Origin of the sequence: Catenulispora yoronensis, from assembly GCF_039531695.1 — a bacterium.
Taxonomy (GTDB): Bacteria; Actinomycetota; Actinomycetes; order Streptomycetales; family Catenulisporaceae; genus Catenulispora; species Catenulispora yoronensis.
In genome coordinates this window covers 71429-92169 of sequence record NZ_BAAAQN010000021.1, presented here as the reverse complement: position 1 = coordinate 92169, position 20741 = coordinate 71429, and the positions used below count along the sequence as shown (strand labels likewise).

Genomic DNA, 20741 nt, shown 5'->3' with positions numbered 1-20741 from the left:
GGCTCTCTCTCCACGATCCAGTCCGCACGGGGTACCGGTCGTATCAAAATAATGGCGGGATCAGGGTATCTTGCCCACCCGTCTCCCACCACCACCCGTTAAGGAGCCGCTTCGCGGCGCTGTATCGATGGGCCCCTCTCCCACCACCACCCGCTACGGAGCCGCCAGCCATTGTCGACCGGTCGGGAGCGCCCGGACCTCAGGCCTGGTCGGGGCGGCCGTCCACGGAGCCGCTGGCGCCGTTCTCCCGGGACCAGCGCTTGTTCTGTCATGATCTCTCCATGCCACGGGCCACGGACTCAGTCGGAGAGTTCACTCGGGAGCTGCTGGGCCGCGGCCACACCACCCTGCGCGCCGGCTTCGAACGCTCGGTGCGCGCGCTGCGCCTGCACGGTGTGCGGCACTGGTTCCGCCGCGAGCGCGACGCCTTCCGGCAGACCCTGAAGACCGCGCTGGCCTGCGCCGTGGCCTGGGAGCTGGCCAAGTACCTGATCTACCACGGGGACCCGCAGGTGCACGCGGTGCTGGCGCCGGTGGCCGTGCTGATCACCATGCAGGTGACGATCTACCAGACCTTCCGGCGCGGGCTGCAGCAGGTCGCCGCGGTGGTGCTCGGCGTCATCGCGGCCCTGGCCCTGGGCGCCTACATCGAGCTGACCTGGTACACGCTTTCCGCACTGGTGATCATCGCGCTGATCATCGGCCGCACGCTGCGCCTGGGCACCCAGGTCAACCAGGTCGCCACCACCTCGCTGCTGGTCTACAGCCTGGGCCGGGGCTACGGCCTGGAGCGGGTGTGGGACACCCTGCTCGGCGCCGGCGTGGGCATCATCGCCAACGCCGCGGTGGCCCCGCCGACGTACAGCAGCGCCGCCGCCAAGGATCTCGCCGACCTCGCCGACGACCTCGCCGAGCTGTGCCGCGAGGTGGCCAAGGCGCTGGGCAGCACCTGGGACGCCGCCGACGCCCGCCGCTGGCTGGACCGCTCCCGCTCGCTGTTCGGCGACTCCCAGGACACCGAGGAGGTCGCCGACCAGGCCGAGGAGGCGGTCCGCTACCACCCCCGCCGCTCCGCGCTGGAGGCCGAGGTGAACCGCGTCGACCAGGCCGCGATCTGCCTCAGCCACGTCGCCGCCCAGCTCAACGGCCTGCTGCGCGGCCTCTACGACCTGGCCAACGGCAACCGCGGCCTGCCCGCGGCCACCGACGTCCCGGAGGCCCTGGGCATACTCCTGCTCGACGCCGGCCGCGCCCTGAACCGCTTCGGCCGCCTCCAGATCCCGGACCGGGACAGCCGCCAGGTCCTGGAGGAACTCAAGGTCATCATCACCGCCGCCGACGACCATCAGCTCTCGGCGATAGAGGACATGCTCCCGATAGGGGCCCACGCGGTCGAGCGCTGGTCCGTGCACGGCGCCCTGCTCGACGGCGTCCGCCGGATGCTCTACGAACTGGACCCGGTGGCCGGGCCGCACACGCTGGCGATTCCGCCGATAGCGCCTGCGTCGGTGGCGAGTTCTTCGACGTAGCTGCTGGGCTGCTGAGCTGTCGGGCAGTCGGGCTGCTGAGGTGGCCGGCCGCGGACACGGATGTGGGGCGCCTCCCTTTATAAGGAGAGCGCCCCACAGTCGTCACATCTGTACAGTCGTCACATCTGTGCGCTACCGCACTACTTCAGCTTCGTCCCCACCGACCGCAGGTCCGTGCAGGCCTCGACGACGCGCGCCGCCATGGCCGTCTCCGCCGCCTTGCCGTAGGTACGCGGGTCGTAGGTCTTCTTGTTGCCGACCTCGCCGTCGACCTTCAGGACGCCGTCGTAGTTCTTGAACATGTGGTCCACGATCGGCCGGGTGAACGCGTACTGCGTGTCGGTGTCGATGTTCATCTTCACCACGCCGTAGTCCAGCGCCTCGCGGATCTCCTCCAGGGTGGAGCCGGAGCCGCCGTGGAAGACCAGGTCGAAGGGCTTGTCGCCGTGGCCCGGGTGCTTGGCGGCGACCGCGTCCTGGATGTCCTTCAGGATGCTGGGGCGCAGCTTGACGTTGCCCGGCTTGTACACGCCGTGCACGTTGCCGAAGGTCGCGGCGAGCAGGTAGCGGCCCTGGTCGCCGAGGCCGATGGCGTCCACCGTCTTCAGCACGTCCTCGGCGGTGGTGTAGAGCTTGTCGTTGATCTCGTTGGCGACGCCGTCCTCCTCGCCGCCGACGACGCCGATCTCCAGCTCCATGATGATGTTCGCCGCGGCGCACTTGGCGAGCAGTTCCTGCGCGATCTGGAGGTTCTCGTCCAGCGGCACCGCCGAGCCGTCCCACATGTGGGACTGGAACAGCGGGTTCTGGCCGGCCTTCACCCGCTCGGCGGAGACGTCGATCAGCGGACGCATGAAGCCGTCGAGCTTGTCCTTGGGACAGTGGTCGGTGTGCAGGGCCACCGTGATGTCGTACTTGGCGGCCACCACGTGGGCGAACTCGGCCAGCGCCACGGAGCCGTCGACCATGTTCTTCAGCGAGCCCGACAGGTACTCGGCGCCACCGGTCGAGACCTGGATGATGCCGTCGCTCTCGGCCTCGGCGAAGCCGCGCAGCGCGGCGTTCAGCGTCTGGGAGGAGGTCACGTTGATCGCGGGGTAGGCGAACCGGCCGGCCTTGGCCCGGTCCAGCATCTCGCGGTAGACCTCAGGGGTCGCGATAGCCATCGCTCTGTCTCCTTGGATGGGTCGGTCGCACTCTGATTGGCGCTGCTCGGGCGCAGTTTAGCGGCTACGGTGCCGTCCGCCCGAAGTGACCGAATCGCGGTCGTCGCCGCCGACGGCGTCCTGCACCGCGGCCCCGGCCTTGCGCGCCTTGCGCCACTCGAACAGGATCGGCAGCACCGAGAGCAGCACGATGACCAGCGTGATCGGGATGATGTACTTGTCGACCTTGTCGGCGCTGATCGCGTTGCTGGCCAGCCGACCCAGCAGCAGCACGACCTCGGCCCAGAGCAGGCCGCCGATCACGTTGGCGACGAAGAACTTCTTCGCGGGCATCTCCAGCACGCCGGCGACCGGGTTCATGAAGGTGCGCACGATCGGGATGAAGCGGGCCAGCACCACGGCCTTGGTCGGGCCGTACTTGGTGAACACCTCTTCGGCCTTGTCCACGTGCTCACGCTTGAACAGCCGGCTGTCCGGCTTGTCGAACAGCGGCCGCCCGAACCGGGCGCCGAGCAGGTGGCCCAGCTGGGCGCCGGCGATCGCGCAGATCGGCACCGCGATCATCAGCAGCGGCAGCGACAGGTGGTGGGTGTTGGTCACCCCGGCCGAGGACTTGCCGGACAGGGTGAGCAGGCCGGCGATGAACAGCAGCGAGTCGCCGGGCAGGAAGAAACCGACCATGAGGCCGGTCTCGGCGAAGATGATCGCGCAGACGCCGAGCACGGCGAAGTTGCCGAGCGCGTTGATCCAGTCCGTCGCGGAGATCGGATTGAAGGCCAGGAAGTGGGCGGCCATGGAGGAGGTCACGGGCAGAGGCTACCTTGTCATTACTACAGCGTGTGGTAGATGGCGGGGCGGGCCCGGCCCGGCGACCCGGGCCAGGGACCGGGACGGCGACGGGCTCGGACCGGCCCGGGTGGGGCCGGCGGCGGGCCGGAACGGCTGCGGTCAGCCCGCCAGGTGCAGCGTGCCCACCATACCCAGCAGTGCGGCGTCGAAGGCAGGGTCGGACGAGACCACGGTGACCACCGCCACCTTCGCGCCGCCCGCCGCGCCGTCGGCCGGCAGCAGCTCCCAGAGCATCGGCCGGACGCCGGAGCCCTGGTCACAGGTCACGGCCCACTCGTGGTACTCGGCGGTCTGCGCCCCGGCGGCGCCCGCGGCGCCGGCCGGAGTCCCCGGGGACAGCGGGTACTTGGCGGAGGAGCGCAGGCTCACCGAGTCGGCGACGTGGTTCGAGGCGTCCAGCTTCGCGGCCGGGCAGACGATCTGGGCCGGGGCGTCCACGGCCTTCGGCCACCAGCCGGTGGCCTTGGTCGCGGTGCTGCGCGGCCAGGCGTCGGCCGGGGCGTCGGTCTTGACGTAGAGGGCGTCGAGGCCGCAGGGCAGGGCGGCGGCGTGCGCGGTGCCGGTGCCGGTGTTCCCGGGGCTGGTGCCGGTGTTCCCGGGGCTGGTGCCGGTGTTCCCGGCGCTGGTGGCCCCGGGCTGGGCGCCGCCGGTCTTCGCGGTGACGCACGCCGAGGTGGCGTCGATCGCCGCGACCTGCCAGCCGTCGGCCAGCGAGAAGCGCACGGTTCCCACCGAGGCCTCGGTGACGGCGGGCGCCGGCGCGTTCTGCGTGCCCGACGACGACGGCTGCGCGCCCGGTACGGCGCCGGTGGAGGCGGAGGGCACGGTGCCCGCCGACCCGAGGGCCGGGCTGCTGCTGCCGGCCGCCGCACCACCCGGTGTGGCGGTCCCGCCGGCGCCCGCGTTGACCTCGCCCTTGCCGCCCTTGTCGGGCAGCTGCGCCCCCACGAAAACGCCGCCGACCAGCGCGGCGGCGACGGTGGCGGGCACCAGGAAGCGCCGCCACGACGACCACAGCCCGGCCGGCTTGGTCCGCAGACCGGCCGTGTGCTCGTTCGGTGGGATCCCGGGCCGCAGCGTGGAATGCGTGACGAGTTCGCTGCGCGCGCTCAGGGCCGCCCGCAGCCTCGTCTCGATCTCTAGCTCATCCCGCTGTTCCACAGCCCGCACCCCAAAGTGTTGACACCCGCAAAGATTCCGGCAGGTAGACGCATGAGACGCCGCGCCGGTTGCCTTGGATCCGCGATCGCCGCGCCGCGCGCCGCCGGCCCCCCGCCGACACACTAAACGCCCAGGTCGTCACGGGTGAAGACGGTGTAATACGGCAGCCCCTCGGCGGCGATCGCCTCGGCGGCGCCGGTCGCCCGGTCCACGATGGTGGCCACCGCCACCACCTCGGCCCCGGCCGCGCGCAGCGCCCGCACCGCCTCCAGCGGCGAACCGCCGGTGGTCGAGGTGTCCTCGACGGCCAGCACCCGGCGGCCGGCCACCTCCGGGCCCTCGATCCGGCGCTGCATACCGTGCGCCTTGGCTTCCTTGCGGACCACGAACGCGTCCAGCGTCCGGCCCTGGGCCGCCGCGGCGTGCAGCATCGCGCCGGCCACCGGGTCGGCACCCATGGTCAGCCCGCCGACGGCCTCGAAGTCCAGCTCCGCGGTCAGCTCCAGCATCGCGGTGCCGACCAGCGGCGCCGCGACCCCGTCCAGCGTGATCCGGCGCAGGTCCAGGTACCAGTCGGCCTTCAGCCCGGAGGAGAGGGTGACCTCGCCGTGCACCACGGCCTTGGCCTGGATCTCCTTCAGGAGGGCTTCGCGGGCGGGGCTCGGCTGAGCGACGATCGGCGTGTTGGACATGCACCTAAGGGTAGCCGTCGCGGCACCGCCGCCGGGACTGCCTCCCGCCCGCCTCTCGCCTCAGGCGGTGGAGTGCGCCTAGGCTCGGCGGGGTGAGTGCGGTGTCCGTACCGTGTCCTGATGCCTGTTTTGGGAGCCGTCCATGGCCATGATGTGTGCCGTCAGCTTCACCCGCTATGGGCGTCTGTATTACTACGCACCCGGGCCCATCACGCCGCGGGTCGGCGACAAGGTGCTGGTCCCGACGTCCGCCGGACCCGAGGTGGCCGAGTGCATCTGGGCGCCGCAGTGGGTGGACACGTATGAAGATGCGGGGATCGGCGGGCTGGAGGAACTGGTCGGCTTCGCCAGCCCGGAGGACCTCGCGCGCGACGAACGCAGCCGGGAACGGAGAGCCCGCGCGCGAGTGGTCGCTAAGCGCCAGATCCGCGAACAAGGTCTGCCGATGAAGGTCGTCGGGGTGGACTTCGTGGAGACGGAGAAGCAGATCACTGTGTACTTCTCCGCGCCGCAGTATGTGGACTTCCGCGAACTGGTGCGGACGCTGGCGCGCGAGCTGGACGCGCGGATCGAGCTGCGGCAGCTGGGCGCGCGCGACGAGGCGCGGATCCAGGGCGGGATCGGGCCGTGCGGCCGGGACACGTGCTGCTCGACGTTCCTTAAGGACTTCGAGCCAGTGTCGGTGCGTATGGCCAAGGACCAGGACCTGCCGGTGAACCCGCTGAAGATCTCCGGGGCCTGCGGACGTCTGATGTGCTGCCTTAAGTACGAACACCCTCTGTATGTCGACACCAAGGCGAACGCGCCCGCGCGCGGCGAGAAGGTGATGACGCCGGAGGGGCCGGGGCGGGTCGTCGGGCTGAACGTGCCGTCGGAGACGGTGAAGGTGCGGCTGGACGAGACCGGGCGGACGTGTTCGTGCTCGCTGGCTTCGGTGTGCGGTTCGCGGCAGGAGTATGAGTCCTCTCGCAAGGATGGCTCTATGCGTTGGGACGCGGAGTAGCTCTCTTAAACGGAACGACTCCCTCTTTAGGCTCTGAAGGTTCCTCCTTAAGGTCCCTCTACCGGCTGCGGTGCGGTGTGGAATCGGACGCTTGTGGATAGCTAGTCACAAACAATCCGAATCGCACATAGCGCTCCTTGGTTGCGGGGCGCCGTAGGAGGAGACCGACCCGTGAATCCGAGTCCGACAGCACGGCGGGCCCTAGCGGTGACCGCCGCCGGCATCCTCCTGACCACCGGGTGCGGCGGGAGCTCGCACGCGGCGCAGAAGCCTCCGGCGCCGGCCGGGCGCGGCAGCTCCACGGGCACCGCGGCCCCGGCGGGCGCCGCCACCGACGCGGTCCCGCAGAGCCTGCGGCCGTACTACGAGCAGCGGCCGGCCTGGGCGTCCTGTGTGACCGACAGCAGCGGGCCGGGGTGGACGTGCGCCAAGATCGTGGTGCCGCTGGACTACGCCGACCCGTCCAAGGGGTCGACCTATGTGATGGCCACGCGGCGGGCCGCCACCGGCGCCTCGAGCCAGCGCCTGGGCTCCCTGCTGCTGAACCCCGGCGGGCCGGGCGGCGCGGGCATCGAGTACGCGCAGGACCCGTCGGTCGTGACCAAGGACGTAGCCGCGCACTACGACATCGTCGGCTTCGACCCCCGCGGTGTCGGCCAGTCCGACCCCGTGCGCTGCCTCTCCGACAACCCCAAGGCGATGGACGCCTTTGTCGCCGCCGACCCCATGCCGCGCACCGCGGAGCAGATCGCGGAGGTCGTGAAGGAGGCCAAGGCGATCGGCGCGGCGTGCCAGGACAAGTCGGCGCGCATCCTGCCCTACGTCGGCACCCCCAACGCCGCGCGCGACATGGACGTCATCCGCGCCGTCCTGGGCGACGCCAAGCTGCACTACCTGGGCAAGTCCTACGGCACCTACCTCGGCGCCGTCTACGCGGGAATCTTCCCCACCCACACCGGCCGCCTGGTCCTCGACGGCGCGATCGACCCGACCCTGACCGCCAAGCAGATGAACATCGCCCAGGCCCAGGGCTTCGAGAAACTCATCCGCGAATTCGCCGCCGACTGCGCCACCAAGTCCGACTGCCCCCTGGGCACCGACGCCAACACCGCGGTCGGCAAGCTGATGGCCTACCTCCAGTCCCTCCAGGACCACCCGGCCCCCACCCGCGACGGCGACCGCACAGTGAACTACGCCCTGGGCCTGACCGCGGTCCTCCAGGTCATGTACGTCCCCCAATACTGGGGCGACCTCCGCGACGCCCTCAGCTCCGCCATGGCCGGCGACGGCAGCCGCCTCCTCCAATGGGCGGACCTCTACAACGACCGCACCAACGGCACCTACGACAACCAGACCGACGCCAACATCGCGATCAACTGCCTGGACCGCCCCGACCCCGACGCCCAGTCCGCCCAACAGATCCAGGCCAAAGAAGTCCCCGACTACAAATCCCAAGCCCCCCTCCTCGGCGAAATGCTCGCCTGGGCCGACCTCGCCTGCGCCACCTGGCCCACCAAACCCCAAAGCACCCCCACCCCCATCACCGCCCCCGGCAGCGCCCCCATCCTCGTAGTAGGAACCAAAGACGACCCCGCCACCCCCTACCCCTGGGCCCAAGGCCTGGCCACCCAACTCCAAAACGGCCACCTCCTCACCTTCAACGGCAGCGGCCACACCGCCTACACCCGCGGCTCCGACTGCATCGACAACGCCGTAGACGCCTACCTCCTCCAAGGCACCGTCCCCACCCCCGGCCTCACTTGTGACGTCGGCCCCTAGCGTCAGGTACACTCGTGCCTCGGCCCGCGGTGCACCCCGCCGGGCCGGGCCTCCTTAGCTCAGTCGGCCAGAGCGACGCACTCGTAATGCGTAGGTCGTCGGTTCGATTCCGACAGGAGGCTCCATAAAGGAGCCGGGTCAGACAGATTCTGACCCGGCTTTTTGCATGTCCTGGCACGGTCAACGGCTGAATGCTTTTGGACCCGGGAAGATCATTGTGTGCCCGAGGTGAGCCCGGACGTATTTCGGCGACCCCTCGGAACGAGCCCCGCGGCAGCCTCGGCGGCGTCGAACGACACCTGCGGCAGGACGCTGGTGTACGTGTCGGCCGTCACCGACAGTTGGCTGTGCCGCAGCATCGTCTGGATCACCTTCATGTCGGTGCCGGCCGCCAGGGCGATCGTCGCGGCGCCGTGGCGAAGATCGTGAAGTCGTACCGGCGGCAACCCACTGCGCTGCACGAGCCGCTCGAACTCCTCGCTCAGCAGGCCGGGGTGAAGCCACTCGCCGCCCTCGCGGGTGAAGAACCTCCCCGACTCCAGCCACGCCTCGCCCCACTCTCGCTTCTCGGTGCCGCGTCGCGCCAGGTAGACCCGCATCGCCTCCGCGGTCGCCACATCCAGTGCCACGTCGGCGCTGCTGCTGTCGGTCTTCGGGGCGCTCTCCTCGACCTCCCAGCCGTCTTGAACCAACTGTTTGGCCACGGTGATGTACCGGCCATCTAGGTGGACATCAACAAGCCTCAGACCGCACACCTCACCGCGGCGCAGCCCACGGAGCGCGATCAAGTGGAACAGCGCGTAAAGCCGGTGGCCGCTGATGGAGTCCAGGAACTCGCCCGTCAGCTCCGGAGTCCAAACCATCACCGGCGACGGCTTCTCGCCGCTCTCTTGCCACTGCTGGACCCGTTCCGGCGTCCACACCAACGGCTTCGGGGGCTTGGCCGGGTCGAGGTCGACGTGCGCGGCCGGATTGAAAATGATCGGCTGTTCTGCAATTGCGTCGTTCAGGGCTGTCCGAAGTGTGGCCTTGATCCGGTGCTGAGTCGCCAAGCCGGTGGGCCGCTTGAACGGCGGCAGCGACCGCATCTCGGCGACGACGGCCAGCTGCTCGACGCGGCCGGCCTTCCTCGCCCATGCCTCGCGGCGGCGCTCGTCGACCTGGCGCCGCACCGCGTTCGCTGCGAGGGTCTCCTCATTCGCCTCATCGATCTTGGCGAACATGGCGCTGATGTGGGAAATCCGCAGTCGGCTCAGCTTGTGGTGTCCAAGGTGCGGCTTCAGGTGGCAACGAACGTCGACTTCGTACCGTGCGATCCCTGACTTCCGGATCCGCAGACCGGCAAGCCACTGGTCCAGCCACTCGCCGACGGTCATCTCCTGCGTCAACGACAAGCCGGTCCTGAACTTCCGCTTCACCTCGTCGGAATCCGGCAGCGGCTGCCCCTCGGCTATGGCCTTGACCAGCATCTCGGCGATCTGTTGCTGACCATCTGCGTCGTCAGCATCGGCGATCTTCAGCAGCTCGCGGACCTTGTCGAGTTCGGCTTGTGCAGCGGTCGCACTATCGAAGCCCGTCCGGCGCAGGGTGCGACGCTTCCCACCCTCGTCTGCCGGAATCTCCTGTCGCCATCCCCATTTGCCGTGCCGGCGCTGCGTGAGCTTCGGGCAGCCCTGGCCGAGTTGCTTGCCCGTCTGCGGGTCACGGCATCCACAGCGGCGGGACGTGGATCCTTGCATCCCTCCCACCTAGTCCTTCTCGGACGTAGGCGAGCCCGGTTCCGGGGGTTCCTCGCCATGATGGGTCCCAGCTTCGGTCCCAATCTCAATCGGGTACTCGGGGCCGGTGCCGTCTTTGCGGGCCCACTTATACCGCTGCCCAGAGCGACCGGGCTCCCGGAAGACCTCCACGTCCCGAGCTTCATACTCGGTGAGGGCGTCCTCGATCTCGTCGAGTTCGATTCCGAGCTGGGCATAGCGTCGGCGCGCCATGCGGCTGCGGGTGGCTTGAACGTTCGGGGACGACTGCAGTTCCTCTGCAGACGGGGCCACAAGATCAACGATGACGTCGGCAAGATTTCGGGCAAGCCTGACGGCAGGATGGCTACTTCCTCGCCGAAGCCCTTCGGGCCCCGAGAGCGATTCGTAGGCTACCTGCCGGCGCCCAAACTCCTTTTCACGCTCGTAGGCCTCGGCGTCGATAGCCGGGTCGGCGCCCGAACCAGCTAGAGGTACGCCCTCTCCGGGTTCCCAATCCATAGCCGTTCGCCGTCCTACTGCCCACAGCCATGCCGTATCGGATGACACCTGGTAGGTCGGCGTCAGGTTGATCTGTTCGGGGCCTGCAGAGGGCGGTAGCAATAGGGCCGACGGTGAGACGTTCAGTGCGAGCGCCAAGACAACGAGGTCATCTGCATCCACACGCCGCGTGCCCGCCTCAATCCGTGAGATGCCTAGCGGCGGAATCAGCCGGCCAGCTTCCTTGGTCCTCGCCGACAAGTCGGCCTTGGTGAGCTTCCGAGCGGTCCTGAGCCGCTCCACATTCCACTGGACCCGCTCTCCGATCGGGCCAAGCGGATTCTTCTTCTCGGTCACGGTGGTCACTCCCACAGGTTGCCACATCGGCGCATCGAAATAGAACCCTGGCACTCCCATTTGATTCCCACGCCTTCCCGGTCTAGCCTGATCGCAGACGCATCGAAATCGAGTGTCGACGTCTCAAACATGGAGATCACCATGTCGAAGCAGATGGTCTATGGTCGCGGGGAGACCCCAGACCTGTTGACCGCCAAGGAGACCGGCAAGAAGCTCCGCAGGACGGAGAAGACCCTGGCGAACTGGCGTTCCGGCGGTGTCGGACCCGCCTATGTCAAGGTCTCGCCCGGCCGGAGTGGTCGGGTCTTGTACATCGCCGCTGACGTGGACCGGTGGATTCAAGAGCACCGGGTTGAGGCGGCCTAATGTCTGCGAAGTCTCCGGACGTCTGGACTGAGGCAAAGATCCGCGCACTCGGCGTCCGGCTCGATGGCGTTTTGGCTGTGGAGATCGTCACCGGCTATCGGCGCTCTCAGGCGTATGCGCTGCTTAGGACCCCGGACGTGCTGCCCTTCCGAGTCCTGAAGATCGGCCGTCGGTATGTGACCCCAACAGCCGACGTGCTCCGGGCGCTCGGCCTTGAGCCCACGTCAGCAGCCGTTGAGGTGCCCGCGCAGAACGGGGCGCGCCTGGCCGATGCGAACACCGGCCCTCCAGGTGCGCGTGCGGCCTAGCCCCGGCACGACAAAGCGGCCGGCCCCGACAAGACCGACCGCTCAAGACGTCACCGTCAACTACCTCAACGCTTAGAAAGTAGCACAGAATGGCTGCTCAGGGCACGAATGCCGTGCCGAAGTCGCGGACTCGGCGGATCGCTGAGGCGCCGCGCGTTCGCGGGCGCCTCATCCTGGTCAAGACCGGCGTCGGCACGCAGCAGAGGTTCATCTTCTACGCCTGCTGCGCGTGCGGATCGCAGCACCGGGTCACCGAGTTCGGGATCAGGGTCACTGCGTGCCGCAACGGGCTGGTGTTTGTCGTCGCCGGCGGTGCGTGATGATCCGCACCGCGGTCACGCTCGACCTCACCAAGCACGACGCGGACACCGCCGCACGCCGTCGCCGCGTCTTCGCGGCACTGGGATCTGTCGACAGCCGCACCCTGGTCCGGATCGTCGTCGACCGCGACGCCTACTTCGACGACACCGTGTCGAGGATCGCCAGCTTGACCCTCAGTTGCGACGTCGAGGTCTCCGGGCCGGACGCGCGGTACGTCAGGCAGTACGCGTGCCTGCTCGCCACCTTTCAGGAACAGTGTCGGCGCGTCGAGGCGGGAGACTCCCGGTGACCAACAGTCCCGCCATGGACCGCGTGCGCAGCGCGATTGACGCTAAAGGCGCGCGGTCCAAGAACGTCGGCGGCAACATCCGTTGCCAGGGCCTGTGCCACGACGGCGACTCCGACGACATCGTCAGCGTTCAGTACGACCAGGCCGCCGGCAAGGTCCGCATGCGCTGCTTCAAGCACTGCCCCGACGAGGAAGTGATCGCAGCCTACGGCCTCACCTGGGCGGACCTGTACGACAAGCCGCACGCCAAGTCCCGCGGTGCCGCGCGCGAGCACACCTACGAGCGTCGTGGACGCGTGATCGGCGTCAACTCGCGGACCAGGGATCGGGACGGCGGCAAGAAGGACTTCTTGCCGCTCACCCCAACCGGCGACGGCTGGGTCCTGAAGTCGAACGACGAGCTGAAGTCCGCCCTCTACAACTGGGATGCTGTCGACAAGGCGCTCGCCGACAACGTCGAGATCTGGGTGACCGCAGGCGAACACGACGCGGACAGTCTTAACCGCGGCGGGCTGGTGGCGACTACGAACTTCGGTGCCGAACTCGCCTGGAAACAGTGCCATGCCGATGCGCTCAAGGGTGCGCGGATCAGCATCGTCCTCGACAACGACGACACCGGAAGCCGACGTCTCCCGCTGCTTGCGCAGACCCTCACGGCCGCAGGCGCCACCTTCCGCACGTTCAGGCCGTGCGACGGGTTCAAGGACGTCACGGACATGCTCACGGCCGGGCATGACCTGACGTCCCTGGTGCCGGTCAAGTCGCCGATGCCCGCCGAGGACGAGGAGACCGCGGCGCAGCGCGAGTTCGACAAGCGCCTCCTCGAGGGGGCCCGTGACGGCGCGTGGTTGGACCAGCAGAACTTCCCGCCGCTGAAGTACGCCGTTGAAGGGTTGATCCCTGAGGGCTTCTCGTTGCTGGTCGGACCGCCGAAGGCGGGGAAGTCGTGGCTGATCCTCGGTGTGCTTCTGGCGGTCTCATCTCCTGGGGGCTACGCCTTGGGCACCATCAGCACTGGCGATGCGCGACGGGTGCTGTATCTCGCGCTAGAGGACGGCGACCGCCGCATGCAGGACCGATGCCGGACCGTTCTCGGGGGCGGTGTGGAGATCCCGCCGCTGTTCCACTACATGACGCGGATCTTGCCCGGCACAGCAATCGCCACCATCGAAGCGTTCCTTCGGCTGTACCCGGACACGTCCTTCGTCGTCGTCGACACTCTGGGCAAAGTGCTGCCGCCCGCGATGCAAGGAGAGTCGGCCTACCAACGCGACTACCGCATCGGCGGGGACCTCAAGCGCATTGCGGACGACCACCCGGGGCTAGCCATTGTCGTTCCCCACCACGACCGCAAGGCCGGCAGCGAGGACTTCGTCGACTCCGTCTCCGGCACGAACGGACTTGCCGGGGCGGCGGACACCATCGTCGTTCTGGCACGCGCCCGGCAGTCGACTGACGGGCTCCTGATGGTCACCGGACGAGACGTCGAGGAATCCGAGTACGCGCTGACGATGGTCGACGCCGTCTGGACTCTCGACGGAACCGACCTGGCCGCAGCGGCAAAGAATGCCGTCGCACGGCGCGAGAGCGGCACCATCTCCGACCGCACCGCCGAGATCCTTGCCTTCGTCCGCGACCACGGCGACGGCATCGGAGCTGCTGACGTTGCTGAAGGCGTCGGCATCGACCAGGACCAGGCTCGGGTGTACCTCAACCGGCTAGAGAAGGCCGACAAGATCGCGAAGTACAAGCGTGGCGTCTATGGTCCGATCGCCACCACCCCTACCTCAAACCGTGTTTCAAGTGTTTCAACTGTTACGTCTGCGGGTGCGAAGACCTCCACAACGAAACAACGAAACGCAAATAACACGGTTGGTGGTGCCCCGCTCAAGTTGGTGCCCGACCTTGGCCCCAACCTCGGTGACGACCCCGACGAGATCGGGGACCTGTGATGCCTCCAGTCGCCGAACTCATCGACCAGGCCCGCGCCGCCGGCGTCACGATCAGCCGCGGTGACGACGGACGCCTGCGGATGCGCGGACCTCGGCGCGCCGCCCAGATCGCCCAAGCCCTGCGTAGCCGGGAAGACGAAGTTCTCGCACTGCTGCCACCCGCCCACCGCTGCCCGTGCGGGGCGGCCGTCGGTGTCCGCCTCTACCACTGCGGCTACCGCTGCCCGCCGCACACGCCCGCGGCGCTCGCCGGCCGCCCCGAGGCCGATGAGTACGTCCCGACCCCGAAGCCCGTGTCGGCGCCTGCGCAGACCTCCGAGGCGTTCCCGTGGCCCGCCGACGAGACCGGCCGCTGCGCCACATGCCAGCGCCCGTGCCACCGCTACGGCAACGGCGGCGGGCCACTGTGCGCGGGTTGTCGTGACGCCGACCGCGCATGCGCACCCGGGGAACCCCTGGCGCTGGGAACGCCAGCTACGGCGAACGCGGTGGAGGGAACGGCGGGCAGCAAGCCTTCGGGAGGTCATGACGGTGCCTCATTTCGGGCTAGGTCATGACGGTGCCCCAGCGGCAAGAGGCCATGACAGTGCCTGATTTTGCGGTAGGCCATGACAGTCCCCACCGCGGCCCGCTCAAGCCCGCCCCGATCCCGCCCCACGGCAACGCCCCGTCAGGCCGGCGCGGACCCCACAACCGCGTCGGCTACACGTTCACCACCACTTCCTGAAAGCCGCACACCTTGATCCGATCCGACGGCCCCGCGGTCATCCTTACCGCCGGCGACTGCGCCCGCCTCGACCGGGCTCTGCGCGACGCCCTACGGTTCGCATGGCTCGGCCGCCGCGCCGTCCCGCCACAGTCCCTCGTCGAACTCGCCGACCTCGTCCACGTCGCCGCCTCCGAGTACCGGCCACAGGACCGGTCCGGCCCGGTGACCAGCAGGACCGGTCACGTTTTGGCTCGCACCGCCCGCACACCGGCAGCCTCAGGAACGGAAGAGGTGCTGCTTACCACGACAGAAGCGGCTCGACACCTGGGATTGACCGAAGGCCATGTTCGAAAGCTCGCCCGCAACAGCGCCATCCCAGCGGAGCAGGGCGCAGGAGGAACAGGTTGGCGGTATCGCAGGGCAGAGCTGGACGCGTGGGACGCACACCGGAAGGAGATCGAACGAAAGGCCGCCTGACATGGCGCGCATTACCAAGGGTGAGCAGGCGCTGATCCCAAACGTCGGGTTGATGATGTCCGACAGCCTGATCAAGTCTCTGACCCAGGATGAGCTTTCCGACCGGGTCCACTACGCCTCCACGCTGATGGCGAAGGCCCGCATCACCGATGACCCGACGCTCAGGCGCAGCTATTCGAACCTGGCGTCCGCGGTTCTCCGCGCGCCGGAATCCCGCGATGAGACCGAGCGCCACGCAGGCGACCTGCTGACGAAGGCGCGTCTCACCTTTAGCCCAGTCGACGCCGCCCGCCTGCGAGACCAGGCGCAGAAGCTGCTCGACGACAACCCGGTCGCGCCCCGACGCCAAGACCGCCTCCGTAAGGCCCTGCGCAAAGCCGCCGCCGACGGACAGGTGGCGGTGTACGACAAGGACGGGAACCTCGTCGGTGTGTGCGACCCCGGGAAGATCACCGAGTTGATCCAGCCGCCGCAGCCGTCCGCGAATGACGACCAGGCCGCCGTCGGGCAGCGGGACATGGGTACCGCGAAGGCGCCGCCGGCCGCTGAAACCCCTGCTGCGGGCACCCCGGATGAGGTGGCGAAGCGCCGCCTAAGCGGGATCGTCGTCCGCCGCCCCATCTGAAGACTTCCCACACTTCGGCACTCCGGACCTGTCGGCGGACCCGTCGAGTGCCGGAGACGGCCCGGACGCGTTCGGGGGCTGGTCACACCCCCCTTCGAGGTCAGCGCGTCCGGGCCTTCGAGAACGGACTTTGAACATGGCCGAGGACACTCACAGCCGCGGCAACAACGGCAAGTTCTGCCGGGGCATCGCCGGCGCGGAACGCGACGCCCAAGCAGCCCACCTGAGGGCGCAGGGGCTGTCCTACCGGCAGGTTGCCGAGGCCCTTGGCTACGCCGATGCCAGCGGCGCGTTCAAGTCCGTCCAGCGGGCTCTGAGCGCCGTCCCGGCCGAGGCTGTCGCCGAACTACGTGCCGTCGAGGCTGCGCGGCTGGACGAGCTGACACGGCGGGCGTGGGCCGTCGTGGACAAGACCCACCTCGTCGTCGCCGCCAACGGCCGGGTCGTCGAAGGCCCCGATGGTCAGCCGCTGATAGACGACGCTCCCACCCTGCACGCCCTGGACCGGCTGCTGAAGATCGCGGAGCGGCGTGCCCGCCTGTTCGGGCTGGATGCGGCGAAGAAGTACGAGGTCCGGCAGCAGGTGGTGACGCTTGACGCGATCGACGCGGCCATAGCCGACCTGCGACGGCAACTCGACGAGTACCCGGCGCCCGACGTCGCCGAGGAACGGTGATCCGTGGCCGACGAGAACAACCTGCGGGCCGCTGCGTCCTTGGCTGACTGGTACACGGCGTGGCGGTTCATCACCGAGATCAGTGCCGCAGAACTGTACGGCGTCGACATCGATATGGCCGCGCTGCTAGCCGACTACGACCAGGCCGAGATCATCAAGGCGCTGCTTTCGCTCGTCTGGGCCTTCTTGGGTTCGTTCGGGCCGACATGTGCCGCGGCGGTTGTTCAGCGCTGGGGCATGGATGTTGCCCGCGCCGAGGGGGTGGCCCATGAGCGTTGGAGCTGAGGCCTTCACCATCCTCGCGGTTCTCGAGGCCAAGGACATGGCCTCGGAGATCTACGACAAGGTCCAGCACAAGCTCGGGGAACTGTCCGCGTCGTTCAAGGGCACCGCGGACTCAGCCGCGGCGGCCGGCGCGAAGATCGACGAGTCGCTTCTGGAGACGGCTTCCGGGGCGGACGCGCTGACGCTGGCGAATGCGAAGGTCGAGGCGGCGTCCGGGAAAGTGGCCGCGGCCACCAAGGCTCAGGCCGATGCTGAGCGGGCGCTTCTCGAAGCCCAAGAGCAGGCACGGCTGGCTGCCGACGGCGACACCGAGGCGATGGAGAAGCAAGTCCTTGCCGCCGACAAGCTCGGTAAGTCTCAGCAGGCGGTTGCGAAAGCGACGCAGGGTCTCAAGGACGCGCAGCTCGAGCAGAAGGCGATCTCCGACGCGACGTTCAAGACCGTTGACGACTCGACCAAGAAGACCGGCAACGCTGGGGAGAAGCTCGGCGCGGTCGCTTCGGCGATGGGCAAAGTCGGCGTGGGAACGGCGATAGCCGGCGGTCTGATGATGAAGGGCGCCGCGAGCTTCCAGTCCTCTACGTCGGTCCTGGAGACCTCCGGCGGTGAGGCCGCGAACCAGATGGACACGGTTCGTAAGGGGATCCTCGGCTTGTCCGGATCGACCGGGACCGCGCTGAAGCCGCTGATCGACGGCATGTACATGGTCGGGTCCGCGGGCTTTACCGGCGGATCAGGACTGCGGGTGCTCCAGTCCTCCGCGCAGGGTGCGAAAGCGGAGAACGCCGACCTCGGCACTGTCTCCAACGCCCTGACCACCATCTTGAAGGACTACAACATCACGGTCGCCGACACCGCGGACGGCCAGAAGGTCGCGAACTCCGCGATGGACCAGATGATCGCGGTGGTCCAGAACGGCAAGACCACCACGGAGGCGCTCGCCGGTTCGTTGTCGAACGTGCTGCCGATCGCCTCATCGGTAGGCCTGTCCTTTGCGCAAGTTGGCGGTGCCATGGCCACCATGACCGGCCAGGGCATGTCCGCGCAGCAGTCCGCGCAGGACCTGAACAACGTGATCGGCAACCTGGCCGGCGGCAACAACGTCGCGACCAAGGAGATGCAGCAACTCGGGCTAAACGTCAACACCGTGCGCAAAGCACTCGCCGACCCCAGCCAAGGCCTGACTGGGGCCTTGGACCTGGTGAACGGCGCGATCGCGAAGAATTTCAAGTCCGGGTCGCAGGTCGTGAAGACGTTCCAGGAGTCGGCGTCGGCTGCCCAGAACGCCAACACGATGATCCAGTCGATGCCGAAGAACCTGGCGTCGCTGGCGAAGTCGTACCTCGACGGTTCGGTCACCGCCAAGCAGTGGAAAGCCGACCTGCAGAACCTGGATCCGGTGTCGGCGAACTTGATGAAGCAGTTCGCCGGTGTGGCTGATCAGACCCACGCGTTCAACGAGCAGCTCATGCATGGCACTTCGGCGCAGCAGTCTGCGTCCCAGGCGCTGTCGAAGATGCTCGGCGGCACAACCGGGTTGAACGTGGCGTTGATGCTCGGCGCAGACCACGGCAAGACGTTCGCCGGCAACGTGGCGAAGGTCGGGGAAGCGGCCAAGGGCGCCGGCTCCGACGTCGAAGGCTGGGGCACGATCCAGAAGAACCTCAACCAGAAGTTGGCCGAGGCCAAGCAGACCGTTGAGGCCGCGGGTATCTCCATCGGTACGGCGCTGCTGCCGACGGTGACATCGCTCGTGAAAGAGATCATGCGAGTGATCCAACCGATCGTCGACTGGATCGAGGCGCACAAGAAGCTCAGCGCCCAGATCATGGAGGGTGTCGCGGCCTTCGGCATCTTCGTCGGCGCAGTCAACCTGGTGGCCAAGGCGTTCGGGGCTGCGAAGAAGGCGGCCGACGCGGTTGCTTCGGTGTTCAAGGGCATCGGCAAGGTGCTGGACTTGTTTACCGGGTCGGCGGCCACCAGCGCGGCCGCCGCCGACACTACGGCGGCGAGCATGGACGGCCTGGCCGCATCCGAGGCTGCAACAACGGCGGCGACCGAAGAGGCGACTGTCGCCGCGGACGCCTCGAGTACGTCATGGATCCGAGCCGGCCTGTCGGCTATGGGCACCGCCGCTAAGTACCTTGTCCTTCGGGGGGCTCAGACTGCGGTTACGGTAGCGACGCGAATGTGGACAGCTGCACAGTGGCTGTTCAACGCGGCGATGACGGCCGGCCCGGTGATGCTGGTGGTGGCAGCGATTGCGGCGCTTGCTGCCGGTGTGATCTACGCCTATACGCACTTTCAGGCGTTCCGCGACGTCGTGAAGGCGGTGTGGGACTGGGTCAAGGGTGCGGTCGTTGAGACTGTCGATTGGGTCCGCAATCACTGGCAGCTGATCCTGGAGATCTTGACCGGGCCTCTTGGCCTGGCTTTCGCGTTGATCCAGAAGTACTGGGGCGACATCAAGCAGTGGTTCTCGGACGGCGTGCACGACGTCGAGGGGATCCTTAGCTGGTTCGGCTCCCTTCCGGGGAGCTTCGCGCACTGGCTCTCCGATGCCTCAGCCGCTGTGGGGCGCGGAATCGGCGACGCAGTGAAGTGGTTCATCGGGCTCCCCGGTCGCGTCACCTCGGCGATCTTTGGATACTTTGGCCACCTGGGCACCGACTTCAACGGCTGGATCAACGGCGTCCTCACGTCCGTCACCAACGAAGGCGCCAAAGTCCTCCAGTGGTTCAAGGACCTCCCGGGCAAGGTCGTTTCTGCCCTTGGCGATCTCGGAAAAACCTTGTGGAATGCGGGCGTTCAGCTGATCGAGGGCTTCATCGACGGCATCGGCTCGATGTTCAGCAGCGTAAAGGACAAACTCGGCAGCCTCGTCAACAAGTTGACCGACTGGAAGGGGCCGCCGGCCAAGGACGCTGTGCTGCTCACCGGCAACGGACGCCTGGTCATTCAGGGCTTCATCGCGGGCCTCGATCAGCAGATCCCTGCCGTGAAGGCGAAGTTGGAGGGGCTGACTGCCACTGTGCAATCCTCGGCGGCACCAGTGGTGCCCGCGATCCCTGCCGTCGGATTTGGCGTCAACAGCGGCTCAAGCACGATCGTGAACGTCACCAACAACTTCGACGGCGCGCACATCATGAGCGACCGCGACATGGACATGCTCGTTCAGAAGATCGGTCGTTCAGTTGCAACACGGATCCTGCCGTCCGGTGGCCTGAGGGTGGCGATGTGACAGGGCCGATCAGATACCGGGGCGTCGTCATCGAGGATGTTCCCGGCGCGCCGTGGATGGTCGCCTACGGGTGGCGGGACAACGTCAACAGGCACTTCGCGGTGATGCGAGCGTGCCCGTCCTACAGCAGCGATGAACTGCGCTTGGCATGTTGGGACAGCCTCGTCGCCACTGTGTACGGCACGTGTGACTTGTGCGGCGCGGTCGCATCGACGCCTGCCGAGGCAAAGGTGGAGCCGTCGGACGGCAGCGGCTTCACCGGACGTTGCCTGTTGGCGCACAGGGACGGCTGTTCATGCTCGGACGAACGGCTGGAAGATCTCGATCGACGCGACTCACCCGACGGACAAGGCACGCCGCCGGACTACTCAGACCAATCGGTAGACGTGCTCGCAGCGTTCTTGACGATGGCGACGGAGGCGTCGACATGACCGAGCATGTGCGGCGACTACCGCCGCCGGAGCTGGGGCCGATGTTGAAGATGGCGCGCGTCAGGGTGGGACTCGGGGTGAGGGAAGCAGCGCGGCGGGCCGGACTGTCGCACTCGTACCTGTTGCGGTTGGAGTCGGGGCAGCGGTGTCCGTCAGTCGCGGTCGTTGAGGGGCTCACCGGCGCGCTTCGGCTGTCGGACGACGAGCAGTTCCGGCTCGCCGAGTCGGCAGTTGCGGATGCTGGTCGGGCGCATCCCTTACGGCGCTTCCCGGTCCCCTAGGGCACCA

At 67.9% G+C, this 20741-nt stretch carries 21 protein-coding genes and 1 tRNA gene; 16 read left to right on the top strand and 6 right to left on the bottom strand.

The annotated features are described in order from the left end of the window. Positions 1–281: 281 nt before the first annotated feature. Positions 282–1529, top strand: coding sequence for an FUSC family protein (locus ABD481_RS19170; RefSeq protein WP_344667060.1), 1248 nt, complete (start codon positions 282–284; stop codon positions 1527–1529). Positions 1530–1669: 140 nt separating this feature from the next. On the opposite strand, the gene fbaA is transcribed toward ABD481_RS19170, so the two are convergent. The 4 genes from fbaA to pyrE all read right to left on the bottom strand — a co-directional run bounded on the left by fbaA (position 1670) and on the right by pyrE (position 5397). Then, the gene (gene fbaA / locus ABD481_RS19165; protein ID WP_344667059.1) at positions 1670–2695 is read right to left on the bottom strand and encodes a class II fructose-bisphosphate aldolase; all 1026 of its coding nucleotides are present in this window, start codon (positions 2693–2695) and stop codon (positions 1670–1672) included. 57 nt (positions 2696–2752) lie between these two features. Continuing rightward, complete coding sequence (locus ABD481_RS19160) at positions 2753–3502, bottom strand: DedA family protein (protein ID WP_344667058.1); 750 nt, start codon at positions 3500–3502, stop codon at positions 2753–2755. Positions 3503–3643: 141 nt separating this feature from the next. After that, positions 3644–4705: a hypothetical protein gene (locus ABD481_RS19155; RefSeq protein ID WP_344667057.1), complete on the bottom strand. Its 1062-nt coding sequence runs from the start codon at positions 4703–4705 to the stop codon at positions 3644–3646. 122 nt (positions 4706–4827) lie between these two features. Then, a complete protein-coding gene (pyrE, locus tag ABD481_RS19150; protein WP_344667056.1) occupies positions 4828–5397 on the bottom strand; it encodes an orotate phosphoribosyltransferase in 570 nt (189 codons plus the stop codon). Between the two features lie 142 nt (positions 5398–5539). Between pyrE and ABD481_RS19145 the strand changes: the two genes are divergently transcribed. The 3 genes from ABD481_RS19145 to ABD481_RS19135 all read left to right on the top strand — a co-directional run bounded on the left by ABD481_RS19145 (position 5540) and on the right by ABD481_RS19135 (position 8304). Next, a complete protein-coding gene (locus ABD481_RS19145; RefSeq protein ID WP_344667055.1) occupies positions 5540–6400 on the top strand; it encodes a PSP1 domain-containing protein in 861 nt (286 codons plus the stop codon). A 171-nt stretch (positions 6401–6571) separates the two neighbouring features. Beyond that, a complete protein-coding gene (locus ABD481_RS19140) occupies positions 6572–8179 on the top strand; it encodes an alpha/beta hydrolase (protein ID WP_344667054.1) in 1608 nt (535 codons plus the stop codon). A gap of 48 nt (positions 8180–8227) precedes the next feature. Continuing rightward, positions 8228–8304 (top strand) — tRNA-Thr (locus ABD481_RS19135). 87 nt (positions 8305–8391) lie between these two features. Here ABD481_RS19135 and ABD481_RS19130 read toward each other — a convergent pair. Together ABD481_RS19130 and ABD481_RS19125 are read right to left on the bottom strand one after the other, a co-directional pair. After that, positions 8392–9918, bottom strand: coding sequence for a tyrosine-type recombinase/integrase (locus tag ABD481_RS19130; RefSeq protein ID WP_344667053.1), 1527 nt, complete (start codon positions 9916–9918; stop codon positions 8392–8394). A 9-nt stretch (positions 9919–9927) separates the two neighbouring features. Continuing rightward, the gene (locus ABD481_RS19125; protein ID WP_344667052.1) at positions 9928–10773 is read right to left on the bottom strand and encodes a helix-turn-helix domain-containing protein; all 846 of its coding nucleotides are present in this window, start codon (positions 10771–10773) and stop codon (positions 9928–9930) included. A 141-nt stretch (positions 10774–10914) separates the two neighbouring features. On the opposite strand from ABD481_RS19125, the gene ABD481_RS19120 reads away from it, so the two are divergent. The 12 genes from ABD481_RS19120 to ABD481_RS19065 all read left to right on the top strand — a co-directional run bounded on the left by ABD481_RS19120 (position 10915) and on the right by ABD481_RS19065 (position 20734). Then, positions 10915–11139: a helix-turn-helix transcriptional regulator gene (locus ABD481_RS19120; protein WP_344667051.1), complete on the top strand. Its 225-nt coding sequence runs from the start codon at positions 10915–10917 to the stop codon at positions 11137–11139. Further along, positions 11139–11447: a DNA-binding protein gene (locus tag ABD481_RS19115; protein ID WP_344667050.1), complete on the top strand. Its 309-nt coding sequence runs from the start codon at positions 11139–11141 to the stop codon at positions 11445–11447. The genes ABD481_RS19120 and ABD481_RS19115 overlap by 1 nt, the downstream gene beginning before the upstream one ends. A gap of 89 nt (positions 11448–11536) precedes the next feature. Next, on the top strand, positions 11537–11767 hold the full coding sequence (locus ABD481_RS19110; RefSeq protein WP_344667049.1) for a hypothetical protein: 231 nt from the start codon (positions 11537–11539) through the stop codon (positions 11765–11767). After that, the gene (locus ABD481_RS19105) at positions 11767–12057 is read left to right on the top strand and encodes a hypothetical protein (RefSeq protein WP_344667048.1); all 291 of its coding nucleotides are present in this window, start codon (positions 11767–11769) and stop codon (positions 12055–12057) included. The genes ABD481_RS19110 and ABD481_RS19105 overlap by 1 nt, the downstream gene beginning before the upstream one ends. Positions 12058–12071: 14 nt before the next feature. Beyond that, positions 12072–14009 (top strand): AAA family ATPase, encoded by a 1938-nt coding sequence (locus ABD481_RS19100; RefSeq protein ID WP_344667047.1) that lies wholly within the window; start codon positions 12072–12074, stop codon positions 14007–14009. A gap of 931 nt (positions 14010–14940) precedes the next feature. After that, a complete protein-coding gene (locus ABD481_RS19095; protein ID WP_344667116.1) occupies positions 14941–15195 on the top strand; it encodes a helix-turn-helix domain-containing protein in 255 nt (84 codons plus the stop codon). Position 15196: 1 nt separating this feature from the next. Continuing rightward, on the top strand, positions 15197–15820 hold the full coding sequence (locus ABD481_RS19090; protein ID WP_344667046.1) for a hypothetical protein: 624 nt from the start codon (positions 15197–15199) through the stop codon (positions 15818–15820). Between the two features lie 136 nt (positions 15821–15956). After that, on the top strand, positions 15957–16496 hold the full coding sequence (locus ABD481_RS19085; protein ID WP_344667045.1) for a hypothetical protein: 540 nt from the start codon (positions 15957–15959) through the stop codon (positions 16494–16496). Positions 16497–16499: 3 nt separating this feature from the next. Then, entirely contained in the window at positions 16500–16781 is a 282-nt protein-coding gene (locus tag ABD481_RS19080) for a hypothetical protein (protein ID WP_344667044.1), read from the top strand. Beyond that, positions 16765–20022: a phage tail tape measure protein gene (locus ABD481_RS19075; RefSeq protein ID WP_344667043.1), complete on the top strand. Its 3258-nt coding sequence runs from the start codon at positions 16765–16767 to the stop codon at positions 20020–20022. The genes ABD481_RS19080 and ABD481_RS19075 overlap by 17 nt, the downstream gene beginning before the upstream one ends. Beyond that, complete coding sequence (locus ABD481_RS19070) at positions 20019–20453, top strand: hypothetical protein (RefSeq protein ID WP_344667042.1); 435 nt, start codon at positions 20019–20021, stop codon at positions 20451–20453. Before ABD481_RS19075 ends, ABD481_RS19070 begins: the two co-directional genes overlap by 4 nt. Next, positions 20450–20734: a helix-turn-helix domain-containing protein gene (locus tag ABD481_RS19065; protein ID WP_344667041.1), complete on the top strand. Its 285-nt coding sequence runs from the start codon at positions 20450–20452 to the stop codon at positions 20732–20734. Before ABD481_RS19070 ends, ABD481_RS19065 begins: the two co-directional genes overlap by 4 nt. The last annotated feature ends 7 nt before the right edge of the window (positions 20735–20741 follow it).